Consider the following 13,658-nt stretch of genomic DNA (forward strand, 5'->3'; position numbering starts at 1 on the left):
GGTCGCGATAACGCCCCTGCTAAGGAATATCAGTGAAGCGAAACCCCATCCGATTTAGAGCATTTCTCGTCATGCTCTTCGTTGTGATTTTCGTGGGTTTGTTCGTCATCAAACTGGTTGACATCCAAGTCATTAGAGCTTCGGCATACAACGAAGAGTCGGTTGGGAAACGCTCTATTCCTTCCACCGTGTTGGCTAAACGAGGAACAATTACTGATGCCAAAGGGACAGTGATGGCCGAAAGCGTTCTGCGTTACAACATCACCGTTTCGCCGAAGAATGCCAAAGATTTCCTTCGTCAAACTGACCGTTCTGAGGTCACCATTACGCCGCAGCAAGCAGCTATTGAGATCGGAACCATCACTGGTCAAAAGCCGGAAGAAATTCTCAAGATCATTGCAGATGCTCTGGCACAAAACCCCAAGTCTGACTTTGCGTACATCAAAAAAGCTGTGGATGTCGATACTTTCCGAGCACTCTATGCCCTGGAGATACCGTGGCTGTTTTTTGAACAGGCACCCGGGCGTACTTATCCTGCAGGAGCTGTGGGCGGAAACCTGCTTGGTTATGTAGGTCAAGACGGACAGCCGCAGGCAGGACTCGAACTAGCTCAGAACGACTGTCTCGCCGGCACCAATGGGGAAGAGGTATATCAGCGCGGTGCTGATGGAATTCGCATTCCTGGCAGCACTGTCACCAGTGTTGCTGCAGAAAACGGTGGAAGCCTCAAACTGACAATTAACTCAGACCTGCAGTGGTACTCCCAGCAGGTGTTGGCCAAGCGTGTAACTGAAACCAACGCCCAGTGGGGAATCGTGATCGTTCAAGAGGTCAAAACAGGAAAGCTGCTGACTGTTGCGGACTATCCCACCGTTGATCCCAATAACGTCAATGGTTCTGACGAGAGTGCTCGAGGTTCTCGCGCCTTTACCTCTCCCTACGAACCAGGCTCAACGATTAAGGCACTCACCGCTGCTGGATTAATCAACTCCGGCGCCGCAGATCCTTCAACCCAAGTAATTGCTCCATATGCCCTCACATTCCCTAACGGAGCGAAAGTCAACGATGCTGTGCCCCACGGTTCCTGGCCGTTGACGCTTACAGGTGTTCTTCAAGAATCCTCTAACACCGGGATTACGCAACTAGGCCAAGCGCTTGATGCGAAAACCCGCTACGACTATCTCCGTGCTTTTGGTTTTGGCGAAACCTCAGCGGTGAACTTCCCTGGTGAGTCCGGCGGTATTTTGCATCCCTACGAAGAGTGGGACAACCAAACCACCTACAACACCATGTTTGGCCAAGGCTTAGCTACCACCGCAGTTCAGGTTGCGGGGGCGTATCAAACTCTTGGCAACGGGGGAGTGCATTTACCTGCTTCACTTGTCGAAGAGTGCGTCAAAGCAAATGGAACCGTGGTCAAGCCTGAGCAATCAAAGGGAACACAGGTTGTCTCACCTGAAGCAGCCCGCACCACTGTAGACATGTTGGAAAACGTGGTCACCCAGGGCGCCCTCACCTCCGTGGTGCAAATTCCGGGCTATCGCAGCGCCCTCAAGACGGGTACAGCACAGCAGTCTGACGGCAGTGGAAAATATGGCGAGAAATACATCGTCTCCAACGCGGGTCTTATTCCCGCCGATGATCCGCAATACGTTGTCTACGTAGTGATTGCTTATCCAGATGGAAACACATTCATGGCGTCCCCACCGGTATTTCGAGACGTGATGGCTCAGGTCATCAAGGAATATCGAATTCAACCTTCAACTTCTGCATCTCCTGCGCTTGCTGTGCGCTTCTAAGCACCAGAATAAGAACATGATTGAACTCACCCTTGCTGACATAGCACTCGCTATTGACGGTGAGCTTTACCTGGGAGACTCTGGCGCTACTGAAAATACTGTTATCAGTGGTGTGGCCGACACAGACTCTCGCTTGATAACTCCTGGTGACATCTTTATTGCTAAGCCCGGGGAAGAGACAGACGGGCACCTCTTCGTTGCGGCTGCACTCGAAAACGGTGCCAGCTTGGCAATCGTAGAGCACACCGTTGAGGTTTCTATTCCTCAGATTGTTGTTAGCAACGCCGTAGTCGCACTGGGTGCACTTGCTCGTGAGGTGGTTGCCCGCGTTCGTTCCCTGGGCAAACTCAAAGTTGTTGCCATAACGGGTTCTAACGGAAAAACCACCACGAAGAATCTTGTTGCAGCCATGTGTAGCGGCAAAGGTCAGACCGTTTTTCCGCGCGCATCCTTCAACAATGAAGTGGGCGCACCCATCACGATGTTGCAGGTGCGCGAAGACACTGAGTTCCTCATCCTTGAGATGGGAGCCAGTGGTCCAGGTAACATCAAGCTGCTGACAGATATGGTGCAACCTGATATCAGCGTTGTCCTGATGATTGGGCTTGCACACGCAGGAGAATTTGGCGGTGTAGAGACCACTGTTGTTGCCAAACGAGAAATCTTAGAAGCATTGGGGCCTCAGGGCGTCGCAATATTGAATGCTGATGACCACCGCGTGATGTCAATGGCCTCTGCCGCCCCGGGAGCAATGCGAACATTTGGTTATGCCGCAGATGCCACCGTCCGCGTGGAGAATGTGACTTCGAGTATGCAAGGCACGCAGTTCGATCTGTGTCTGAGTTCGGGAGAACGTTCTCATGTTGCATTTTCTGTCTTGGGAGAGCACCACGTCATGAATGCGGCAGCGGCAGCTGCTGTTGGAGTGGAATTAGGGTTCTCCCTGGATTACATCGCGACCAGCCTCGAGTCAGTAACGCAAGCTGAACGTTGGAGAATGCAAGTTCTAGGCAATGATGACGTTGTCATCATTAACGATGCCTATAACGCCAGCCCAGACTCCATGGCAGCAGCGATAAAGACCTTGCGACAGATCGCGACAGATGACAACCGCACCATTGCTGTGCTGGGTGAAATGGCAGAACTTGGCGAGTTTTCCGGCGAAGAGCAGGACAAACTTGCCCTGCTCATTGTTCGTTTAGGCATCGATCAACTCATCGTTGTCGGTGATGGGGCACGCCGACTTCATATTTCTGCCATCAACGAGGGTTCGTGGGATGGTGAGTCGAAGTTCTTCTCAACCCCTGATGAGGCCTACGATTACCTATCGAGCCTGCTTCGCGCAGGAGACATAGTTCTGGTGAAATCGTCTAACTCGGCGAAGCTCCGGTTCTTAGGAGATCGACTAGGAGAGGCCTACGCGTGAGTACCCTACTTCTAGCCGGCGCACTCTCTCTCATCTTCACCCTGCTCATGACGCCGGTGTTCATTCGGTTGTTTCGCAGAATTGGCTGGGGCCAGTTCATTAGCGATGGTGGCCCGGATGCACACCACGCCAAAAAGGGAACCCCCACGATGGGTGGCATTGTCGTCATCGTTGGTGTTCTTGTTTCGTACTTCATAGCAACACCTCTCACCGGTCACAGTGTTGAGCTACCCGCCATTTTGGTTCTGTTTCTCATGACAGGTTTGGGTCTTGTCGGTTTTATTGATGACTTCATCAAAACTCACAAGCGTCGCTCACTTGGTTTGAGCGGCTGGCCTAAAGTGGTGGGCCAAGTTATCGTTGCAGTCATTTTTGCCCTGCTTGCCATTAATTTCCCTGACGAAAATGGCATCACACCAGCATCCATGAGTATCTCTTTTATTCGCGATACCAATCTTGATTTTGCTGCGCTGGGTGCTGGCCTAGGTTTGTTTGCCTTCTTGGTCTGGATCATTTTGATCGTGACCAGCACATCTAATGCTGTGAACCTCACAGATGGTTTGGATGGATTAGCTACCGGAGCTTCCATCTTCACAATTGGTTCCTTCGTCATCATGAACTTCTGGCAGCAAAACCAGTCATGTTTCTCCTCGCGACTTGACCCTCAGGTCGCTTATAAGTGTTACGACGTCCGTGATCCTCTGGACTTGGCCATTGTCGCAGCGGCCATTGTTGGAGGGTTGATCGGATTCCTTTGGTGGAACACCTCTCCCGCACAAATCTTCCTCGGAGACACCGGGTCTATGGCACTGGGTGGCGCATTGGCCGCTTTGGCTATCCTCAGCCAAACCGAACTCCTTTTGGTTATCCTTGCTGGTCTTTTTGTCATTGACACAGGCTCAGTGATTGTCCAAAGGGGATACTTCAAGCTCACCAGGGGAAAGCGCATCTTCTTGATGTCGCCCATCCATCATCACTTTGAGCTCAAGGGCTGGCCTGAAGTTACCGTCGTCGTTCGGTTCTGGATTATTTCAGCTCTGTTTGTGATTACTGGGGTTGGTATGTTCTACCTCGAGTGGTTGACCCAATAAAGCCTTTTGTGATGTCTGAACAACGAGATCTTTCTCAGCTCACAAGCTGGCACGCCAACTGGGCTGGACTGCGCGTGGCTGTTTTGGGCTTGGGTGTGACTGGTTTTTCTGTTGCTGACACACTGTCTGAGCTGGGTGCTCATGTGGTGGTTAGTGCACAACAAGCTGATGAACTTCGCCTGAAAATGCTTGAAGTTATCGGCGGAACGTTTGTCCATGAGCCTGTCGATGGTGCTATTCCAAGTGAGCTCAGTGAGTTTGCTCCCGAGCTTATTGTGGTCTCGCCTGGGTATCATCCAGACCACCCAATTTTGCAGTGGGCCACTGCTCGAAACATCCCTATCTGGGGAGATATCGAATTAGCGTGGCGCGTCAGGGACAAAGTTGGCACTCCGGCACCATGGATTGCGGTTACCGGAACCAACGGAAAAACGACGACCGTCCAACTCACTGCCGCCATGCTGGCCACAGCCGGATATCGCGTTGCTCCCTGCGGCAATATTGGTGTTCCGGTTCTGGATGCCGTCCGGGACCCACAAGGTTTTGACGTCTTCGTTGTTGAGCTTTCCAGTTATCAACTTCACTGGTTGCAAAACGTCCACCCTTATGCCGCTGCAGTATTGAACATCGCTGACGATCATTTAGATTGGCATGGCTCGCTAGAAGCCTATGTTGCTGCTAAAGCTCGCATCTTTGAGGGAACACAGGTTGCCTGTGTTTATAACAAAGCAGACCGTCAGACCGAGCGCATGGTTGAAAACGCAGATGTTCAAGAGGGCGCTCGGGCTATCGGTTTCGATCTCGGAGCACCAGGCCGCAGTGATTTTGGCATCGTGGATGGAATTTTGTGCGACCGAGCATTCTTAGATGAACGACACAACACGGCATTAGAAATCACTACCGTCTCAGAGCTTGAAGAGCGTGGTTTGGGCTCGCCACACATTGTGGCCAACGTCTTAGCTGCCAGTGCCTTAGCAAGGTCTTTCGGCGTCCCTGTTGAAGCTATTTCAGAAGCTCTCAAGAACTTTCGTCTGGATGCTCACCGGATTGAAGTTGTTGCCGTCCAAGACGGCATTACCTGGATTGATGATTCCAAAGCAACTAATCCTCACGCGGCTTCGGCATCGCTGGCGGCAAATAACTCCATTGTCTGGATTGTTGGTGGATTGCTCAAAGGCGTCAATATAGATGAGCTTGTGGCTCAACATGCTGATCGCTTGCGCGGTGCGGTTGTTATTGGGGTTGACCGATCTGAGGTTATCTCAGCATTCGAGCGACACGCGCCCGGGGTGAGCGTTCGCGAGGTGGAGTCAGCGGACACTAGTGATGTCATGGTTACGGCTGTGACCTTAGCCGCAGAACTTGCACAATCGGGTGATGTTGTCCTTTTGGCTCCTGCTGCAGCTTCGATGGACCAATTTACGGATTATGCCGAACGGGGACGAATGTTCGCCGAGGCCGTGAAAGCAAACCTGGGAGGTGAGGCGGATGGCGAATCCGCCTCGCACTAACCCTCAAGGCCGAAGGCCTGCATCTGCTCCTGTTCGACCACGGCAGGCCCCGACGCAGTCTGCGCCTGCGGCCAAAGGCCTGTTGGCCACACGCTTCAACCTAGGTCAACAATTCAGAGCCGAGTCTCCGAACTTTTATTGGCTTGCCGGTGTGACACTGCTGACGGTTCTTATCGGTTTGATCATGGTGCTCTCGGCATCAGCGGTTGATTCGTTCTTGACCGACGGTGGGTTCTTCGTCAGCTTTTTCAAACAAGCTGGTTCAGCAATCATCGCCATACCTTTGATGCTGTTTGTGAGTAGATTCCCTCTGGAGATCTATCGCAAATGGGCCTTGTTAGCTCTTATTGCTTCTGGTGCTCTTCAACTACTTGTGTTCACGCCACTGGGTGTTGAATCTGGTGGTAACCGTAACTGGGTTGATATCGGTATTCAGGTTCAGCCCTCAGAATTCATCAAACTCACCGTTGCGATATGGCTGGGCGTCAATCTTCCAGAAATCATCAACCGAGTGGGACCCTACAGTTTCCGTATCTTCCTCTCGATTTTCCCGGTATATGGCGTTGCATTCTTTGTTTTGCTCGGCGGTGACTTGGGAACCACAATCATCATCTTCGCCATCATCATGGGGTGTATTGCCTTCTCGGGGGTGGCGGATCGGGTAATTGTCCTCCCAACAGTTGCGGTGTCTGCTGTGGTGGCGTTTTACGTTGTCACGAGCCCTAACCGAATGAACCGAATCATGTCCTTTCTGAGTGAGAACTGCACGGATTACACCAATGCCTGCTGGCAGCCCTTGCACGGTAAATGGGCTCTGGCTAACGGCGGAATTTTTGGCGTGGGCCTTGGCCAGTCCAAAGCAAAATGGTCGTGGCTACCTGCGGCAGATAATGACTACATTTTTGCCATCATCGGTGAAGAACTGGGGCTTATTGGTGCTTTGCTCATCATCGTGTTGTTTGTTGTGATGGCAGTGACATTCACACGCATTATTCGCAGTGCGAAAGACCCACTTGTTCGAATCACTACCGGCGGAATTATGATCTGGATTGTTGGCCAGGCATTCGTCAACATTGGTGTTGTTGTGGGACTGCTTCCGGTTCTGGGAGTACCGCTTCCTTTGCTCAGTTCGGGCGGTTCTGCTTTGGTCATGACGTTGCTTGCCATCGGTGTTGTCTTATCGTTTACCCGGGAAGAAAAGCCCATCAAGAAGCCACTGGGCCGCCGCCGATGACCACGTATCTTCTAGCTGGTGGCGGGACTGCAGGGCATGTCAACCCCATGCTCGCTATCGCTGATGCGCTCAGAGCTCGTGAGCCAGAGGCCATCATCATCTGTGTGGGGACGGCAGAGGGCCTAGAAGCACAGCTCGTTCCAGCTCGAGGATATGAACTTATTACGATTCCACGAATCCCTTTTCCACGTGCTCGTCATTTCCTCTCGAGTTCTCGGATATTTCTTGCCGGCTGGCCCAAAGCTGTTGCCACAGTCGTTGAGCTGATTGCCCAGCGCAAGGTTGATGTTGTTATTGGGGTGGGAGGCTATGCCGCCGCTCCTGCGTATGCTGCAGCGAAAAAGACTCACACCCCCTACGTCATTCATGAAGCAAATGCCAAGCCGGGTCTGGCCAACCGTTGGGGTGCCAGGTCCACTCGCTTTGTAGGCGTGACCTTTGAGGGAACTCCACTGCCTCATGCTGTGACGGTGGGGACTCCTTTGCGTAAGGAAATTGAGACGTTAGATATTCCAGCTCAGCGGCAGGCAGCACTCGCTTATTTTGGCTTAGAGCAACACCGTCCTGTGCTGGTTGTCACCAGTGGTTCACTGGGGGCGAGGTCTATCAACACTTCCATTGCCGCCTCTGCTCAGCAGCTCATTGATGCGGGCTATCAGGTGCTCCACATTGTTGGCCAAAACAAGCCTGAGGCTCTGCCACAGATTCCTAGTTATGTCGTTGTGGACTACTGCGATCGAATGGATCTTGCCCTAGCCGCAGCGCAACTTGTGGTTTCTCGGGCCGGTTCTGCAACTGTCTCTGAACTCTCTGCCTTGGGCATACCAGCGGTGTATGTGCCTTATCCCGTTGGCAATGGAGAGCAAAAGTTTAACGCCGCAGGTGTCGTTCGCGCAGGTGGGGGAATTCTCGTTGAGGATGAGAAATTCACTCCAGAGTGGATAACGCAGAACCTTGTGCCCTTGATGCGGGATGAAGCACGTTTAGAGCAGATGGCTGAGGCTTCTGCCCGCGTGGGTTTGCGAGACGGGACTGCACGCATGATCAATCTCATCGATGCCGCCCTGTCATCGGCTTAGGCCCAGCTTTCTGCGTTATAACGGTAGTCAGCGCGTTTTTCGCGTGTGTGATCGAAAGAGTGCCCCGTGATTAAGCCAGACTCCACTGTTGTCGCCCCAGAAGATTTGGGGACCGTGCACATGGTGGGCATCGGTGGTTCTGGGATGAGCGGCATTGCTCGTCTCTTTCTGGCTAACGGCATTATGGTAACTGGCTCTGATGTGAGGGATTCCTCAAATATTCAGGCACTGCGTGAACTAGGGGTTGAGGTCCACATTGGCCACGATGCAGCCAACCTCGGCGATGCACAAACTTTGGTTGTCACTGGCGCGTTGTGGCAAGACAACCCTGAGTATGTTCTGGCGCAAGAACGAGGCCTCACTATCCTGCACCGTTCGCAGGCGCTGGAATGGCTTACTCGCGGATCCAGATTGGTCTCCGTTGCGGGAGCCCACGGAAAAACCACGTCAACGGGAATGATTGTGACCGGTTTGCGTGAGTTAGGCGCAGACCCCAGTTTCGTCAATGGCGGAGTAGTTCAGTCTTATGGTTTGAGCTCTGCCTATGGTGAGGGGGAGCTTTTCGTCATTGAGGCAGACGAGTCGGATGGCTCCTTCTTGCTCTATGACACTGCTGTGGCATTGATTACCAATGTTGATGCAGATCACCTGGATCATTACGGATCTCTTGAAGCTTTTGATCAGGCGTTTGTTGACTTTGCTTCTGCAGCGCGTGAGCTGGTTGTCATCTCGAGCGATGACCCAGGAGCTGTTCGCGTGGGGAGCAAGATTTCAGGCCCTGATGTAATGACCTTCGGAGAGGCCGCTTCGGCCGATGTTCGACTGGCACACATTGATACCACCACCGGTGGCGTGACATTCACTGTTGAGTACTTGGGAACCAAATACACCACTCAGCTCAAGGTTCCAGGTCGCCATAATGCCATCAACGCGGCAGGTGCTTTTGCAACCCTCGTCGGTTTGGGTTTTGACCCTGCGTCTTCTCTGGCCGGAATCTCTGAATTTGGGGGCACCGAACGTCGTTTTGAGCTCCACGGTGTGCGCAGGGGAGTGAGCGTGTATGACGACTATGCTCACCACCACACGGAGGTGAATGCGGTTCTCACAGCTGCGCGAACTGTTGTCGGTGAAGGTCGTGTGATTGCGGTGCATCAACCGCACCTCTATAGCCGCACTCAACATTTTTGTGGAGAGTTTGCCCAGACCCTCGAAGCAGATGCTGACCTCACCGTGGTTCTTGATGTTTACGGGGCGCGTGAAGATCCAGTGCCGGGCGTCACGGGAGCTCTCGTTTCAGAAAAATTCTCAGACCAAAGCAAAGTTGCTTTTATCGCCGATTGGCAGGAAGCAGCTGATCACATTGCCCGCATCGCGCGACCTGGTGACTACGTCATCACGTTGGGGTGTGGTGATGTGTACCGCATCATTCCTCAGATTTTGGCTTCACTCGAAGCTACGAGCTAGCTCATGAAACGGCCACAAGGACCGCCAGGGACACCTCAGTCTCGGCCTCAGCACAGTTCACAAGCTGCACCGCAGCCAGTGAAGCCTCAACCGCCTACCCGTGCACAACAAGGTACTTCGGCACGACCTTCTCGCGCTGAACGCAAGCAGAACAAGGCCGATCTCAAAAAACAAAAAAAGTCTTCAGCTGCCTCGCAATCGCGCAGCGGCACACGAGCTCCTGCCCCAGCAGCTTCAGCGCCAACCGGCAGTCGCGTTCAGGGCACGCTCAGGCCCGTTGGTGCACCTCCGCGGCCGAAATCCAACTCTGCACAATCAGATACCTCCGCCTCACGCCCTACGAAAGCCGCACGCAAACTGACGGCCTCACAGCAAGAAGCGCTCGAGGCTAAGCGAAAGCTCAAGGAAGCTGTTAAGGCTCGCAAAGCTTTTGAACGTGACGAAGTTCGACGCTTTACTGCCCACCTACGTCGTCGACGGATTGTGTGGGCTTCCATCGCTGGTTCTTTCGTCGCCATCTTGATCTTTGTGGGCGTGGGGATGTTTACCCCCATCCTGGCGCTCCAAAATATTGTGGTGGAGGGGGCAACCAGGGTTCCTGCCGATCAAATCATTGCCTCGCTCCAGCCGGAGCTCAACAAGCCACTGCCTTTGGTAGATATGGGTGCCGTGCGCAAGGCGGTCGAGGCGCAACCCCTGGTCAAGAGCTACTCCACAGTTGCTGTGCCACCACACACCCTGGTGGTGAAAGTTGTTGAACGAGCCCCTGTTGGGTACCTGCCCTCGCCTAATGGTTTCATCATGGTCGACCCTGCGGGGGTGGTCATCGAGGAAACCCCTGAGCGCGTTCCTGGCTTGCCACTGTTCACGGTGGAAGGTGACTCCGCGCGATCCAAGGGTTTCGCCGCGGCTATCGATGTGATTAATTCTTTGCCAGCAGGATTAGCTGGCCAGCTTGACGAGGTCATTGCTAACACCACGGATGATGTCACACTCATTTTGACCGGGGGAGCCCGCGTCTTCTGGGGTGGTCCTGAAAACGCGGCGATGAAGAACCGAGTTCTCTCTCAGCTTTTGACGCTGAATCCAGTTGGCTCTGTCAGTGAGTATGACGTTTCCTCACCCAAGACAGCGGTTGTGCGTTAAAACTTTTCTCTTATCTGAGACTCTCTAGGCGTGTCGCACTAGGGAGTGGAGTGCTTCGACCTACTCTCAAATCAAGAAATGCATACTGAGCATAACTTTAAGGTTCGACTTGAACTTTAGGGTTCTAGCGGAGGCCATAACGTGTCAATGAATCAGAATTACCTCGCCGTCATCAAGGTGGTCGGCGTCGGTGGTGGCGGTGTCAACGCAGTAAACCGCATGATTGAGCTTGGCCTCAAGGGTGTTGAATTCATCGCTGTCAACACCGATGCTCAAGCCCTTCTCCTCAGCGAAGCTGACGTCAAACTCGACATTGGTCGAGAACTGACCCGTGGCCTCGGCGCAGGTGCTGACCCCGAAGTTGGCCGCAAAGCCGCCGAAGATCACGCCGAAGAAATTGAGGAAGCACTGGCCGGTGCTGACATGGTTTTCGTCACCGCAGGTGAGGGTGGTGGAACTGGAACAGGTGCTGCTCCAGTTGTCGCCAAGATTGCCAAGTCCATTGGTGCCCTGACCATTGGTGTTGTGACCAAGCCATTCGGTTTCGAAGGTAAGCGTCGCGCGGCTCAGGCAGACACCGGTGTTGCTGCTCTGCGCGCCGAGGTTGACACTCTCATTGTTGTTCCCAACGATCGCCTCCTCGAAATCAGCGACCGCAGCATCTCCGTACAAGAAGCTTTCGCCACAGCAGACCAGGTTTTGCTTGCTGGTGTCCAAGGAATTACAGACCTCATCACCACTCCAGGTCTCATCAACCTCGACTTCGCAGACGTGAAGTCGGTAATGCAGGGCGCTGGATCTGCCCTGATGGGAATCGGCTCCTCACGCGGTGCAGACCGCGCGATCAAGGCAGCCGAGCTGGCCGTAGCCTCACCCCTGCTTGAGGCCAGCATTGAAGGAGCGCGTGGTGTGCTTCTGTCCATTCAGGGTGGATCCAACCTTGGTCTCTTCGAGATCAATGACGCTGCTGCACTGGTCGGCGAAGCCGTACACCCTGAGGCGAACATCATCTTCGGTGCTGTCATTGACGACACCCTCGGTGACGAAGTTCGTGTCACGGTTATCGCCGCTGGTTTTGATGGTGGCGAACCCACCCACAAGCCAATGCCTCGTCGTGCATTCACCTCGACGGACACTGGATCAGTCCTCCCTGCAGGTGAAAGCATCTACGCAGAGACTCCGATTGTTTCCTCAACAACTGGTGTCTTTGCAGATGACGAACTCGCCGCAGTTATGACGACTCCTGCAACAACCAGTCACGTGAGCGTCACCCCTTCCTACGTCGATGAGGATGACGACCTCGACATCCCCGACTTCCTGAAGTAGTGGATACGACGCTTGGCGAACGTGTAGCGCTCGTCAACGAGGGCATTGCTGATGCTGCACGCGCAGCAGGGCGCAATATTTATGACATCACCACGATTGTGGTGACGAAGTTTCATCCTGCGCAGTTAGTGCGCGATCTCTATGACCTTGGTGTGCGCAACGTCGGAGAAAACAGGCACCAAGAAGCTGAAGCTAAAGCGGCTGAACTTGCACATTTGGATCTCACTTGGCACTTTATAGGCCAGCTTCAATCAAACAAAGCACGTGCTGTGCGCAAATATGCTCAGGTTCTCCATTCAGTTGATCGTCCAAGCTTGGTTAATGCTTTGGCGAACGCTGCAATGACTCCTGAAGGACTTCCAGAAAACAATGCCGTTGAGATTTTGGACTGCTTCGTTCAGCTCAACCTCACCCAAGACCCTGGCCGTGGGGGAGTTCAACCCGCAGATGTGGTTGAACTTGCTGAACTGGTTGCAGCTCAACCCAGCCTTAACCTATTGGGAGTAATGGCTGTTGCTCCATTGGACGAAGAACCTCGCGTTGCTTTTGCTCGGGTGAAAGCCGCCTCTGAACGCGTGCAAACGGTTATCCCGCAAGCCAACTTCATCTCAGCAGGGATGTCACATGACTATGCCGCGGCAATTGCCGAAGGTGCGACACACCTTCGCATAGGTTCGGCAATCACCGGGAACAGGCCTGTTGCCGGTTAATCTCAATTAGACGATTTTTTATTACCTGGAGGTAACTCAATGGCCAATCCACTCAAGAAGACCATGGTCTATCTCGGTCTCGCTGATGAGGAGACGACCTACGATGCACCTGCCTACGCTGCAGCACCTCAGGTAGCTCCTGTCTCCGCTGGTCGTGCACAGGTAACCCCCCTTCGCCGTAACACCGCAAAGAACCAGGCAGCTAGCGACATGAATGAAATTGTCACCGTACACCCCAAGCAGTACTCCGATGCCAAGGTCATCGCTGAAAACTTCCGTGAAGGTGTTCCTGTCATCATGAACCTCTCGCAGATGACTGAAACTGATGCTCGTCGTTTGATCGATTTTGCTTCAGGTCTTTCTCAGGGTCTTTACGGCAAGATTGAACGTGTTACCAGCAAGGTATTCCTGCTCTCACCCGCACACGTTGCCGTGTCAGGTGATGCAGCAGCAGAAACTGCTGAAGTAGACACCACTTTCTTCGGCGAATAAGCTCACGCCACCGGCGTGGCTGAGGAGTTGAGATGTCCGTTATTGGTCTCGTTGGATTAGTCCTGTATTACGCCCTCTTGGTGTTTGTTTTTGCCATGTGGGGACGATTGATTCTCGACTTCATTCGAGCCTTCAAGCCAGGATGGCGACCTCCCTCGTTCGTGCTGGTTCTCAGCGGCGTGATTTACACACTCACTGATCCCCCCATGAATCTGGTTCGCCGATGGGTAAAACCTGTGAGCTTTGGAGCGATTGCCCTTGATTTTGGATGGACAGTCGTCATGCTGGCGGCGATTGTTGCGATGTACATCGCCGAGTATCTGATGATTCTCTAGGAAAATCAGGTAATTTTTCTTTCTGATTCCATCGCTGTTAAGTAT

12 protein-coding genes are annotated in these 13,658 nt (G+C 53.2%); all 12 read left to right on the top strand.

Going from position 1 to position 13,658, the window contains the following annotated elements; translation table 11 throughout:
- Nucleotides 1-32 precede the first annotated feature (32 nt).
- A complete protein-coding gene (locus AUMI_RS02000; RefSeq protein WP_231951800.1) occupies nucleotides 33-1,799 on the top strand; it encodes a peptidoglycan D,D-transpeptidase FtsI family protein in 1,767 nt (588 codons plus the stop codon).
- Nucleotides 1,800-1,815: 16 nt separating this feature from the next.
- On the top strand, nucleotides 1,816-3,225 hold the full coding sequence (locus AUMI_RS02005) for a UDP-N-acetylmuramoyl-tripeptide--D-alanyl-D-alanine ligase (RefSeq protein WP_096380740.1): 1,410 nt from the start codon (nucleotides 1,816-1,818) through the stop codon (nucleotides 3,223-3,225).
- Nucleotides 3,222-4,316 carry a phospho-N-acetylmuramoyl-pentapeptide-transferase gene (mraY, locus tag AUMI_RS02010; RefSeq protein WP_096380742.1) on the top strand — a complete coding sequence of 365 codons (1,095 nt, stop codon included), beginning with the start codon at nucleotides 3,222-3,224 and terminating at the stop codon, nucleotides 4,314-4,316. Before AUMI_RS02005 ends, mraY begins: the two co-directional genes overlap by 4 nt.
- Nucleotides 4,317-4,327: 11 nt before the next feature.
- Nucleotides 4,328-5,827 carry a UDP-N-acetylmuramoyl-L-alanine--D-glutamate ligase gene (murD, locus tag AUMI_RS02015; RefSeq protein ID WP_096380745.1) on the top strand — a complete coding sequence of 500 codons (1,500 nt, stop codon included), beginning with the start codon at nucleotides 4,328-4,330 and terminating at the stop codon, nucleotides 5,825-5,827.
- The gene (locus AUMI_RS02020; RefSeq protein WP_096380748.1) at nucleotides 5,805-7,061 is read left to right on the top strand and encodes an FtsW/RodA/SpoVE family cell cycle protein; all 1,257 of its coding nucleotides are present in this window, start codon (nucleotides 5,805-5,807) and stop codon (nucleotides 7,059-7,061) included. The genes murD and AUMI_RS02020 overlap by 23 nt, the downstream gene beginning before the upstream one ends.
- Nucleotides 7,058-8,140: a UDP-N-acetylglucosamine--N-acetylmuramyl-(pentapeptide) pyrophosphoryl-undecaprenol N-acetylglucosamine transferase gene (locus tag AUMI_RS02025; RefSeq protein ID WP_096380750.1), complete on the top strand. Its 1,083-nt coding sequence runs from the start codon at nucleotides 7,058-7,060 to the stop codon at nucleotides 8,138-8,140. Before AUMI_RS02020 ends, AUMI_RS02025 begins: the two co-directional genes overlap by 4 nt.
- A 66-nt stretch (nucleotides 8,141-8,206) precedes the next feature.
- Nucleotides 8,207-9,604 (top strand): UDP-N-acetylmuramate--L-alanine ligase, encoded by a 1,398-nt coding sequence (gene murC, locus AUMI_RS02030; protein WP_096380752.1) that lies wholly within the window; start codon nucleotides 8,207-8,209, stop codon nucleotides 9,602-9,604.
- Between the two features lie 3 nt (nucleotides 9,605-9,607).
- Nucleotides 9,608-10,750 (top strand): cell division protein FtsQ/DivIB, encoded by a 1,143-nt coding sequence (locus tag AUMI_RS02035; protein WP_096380754.1) that lies wholly within the window; start codon nucleotides 9,608-9,610, stop codon nucleotides 10,748-10,750.
- A gap of 141 nt (nucleotides 10,751-10,891) precedes the next feature.
- Nucleotides 10,892-12,076: a cell division protein FtsZ gene (gene ftsZ, locus AUMI_RS02040; RefSeq protein WP_096380756.1), complete on the top strand. Its 1,185-nt coding sequence runs from the start codon at nucleotides 10,892-10,894 to the stop codon at nucleotides 12,074-12,076.
- Nucleotides 12,076-12,786: a YggS family pyridoxal phosphate-dependent enzyme gene (locus tag AUMI_RS02045; protein ID WP_096380758.1), complete on the top strand. Its 711-nt coding sequence runs from the start codon at nucleotides 12,076-12,078 to the stop codon at nucleotides 12,784-12,786. Before ftsZ ends, AUMI_RS02045 begins: the two co-directional genes overlap by 1 nt.
- A gap of 39 nt (nucleotides 12,787-12,825) precedes the next feature.
- Nucleotides 12,826-13,278 carry a cell division protein SepF gene (locus tag AUMI_RS02050; RefSeq protein WP_096380761.1) on the top strand — a complete coding sequence of 151 codons (453 nt, stop codon included), beginning with the start codon at nucleotides 12,826-12,828 and terminating at the stop codon, nucleotides 13,276-13,278.
- A gap of 32 nt (nucleotides 13,279-13,310) precedes the next feature.
- Complete coding sequence (locus tag AUMI_RS02055; protein ID WP_096380763.1) at nucleotides 13,311-13,613, top strand: YggT family protein; 303 nt, start codon at nucleotides 13,311-13,313, stop codon at nucleotides 13,611-13,613.
- Nucleotides 13,614-13,658: the final 45 nt, after the last annotated feature.

It is taken from the genome of Aurantimicrobium minutum (assembly GCF_002355535.1).
GTDB lineage: Bacteria > Actinomycetota > Actinomycetes > Actinomycetales > Microbacteriaceae > Aurantimicrobium > Aurantimicrobium minutum.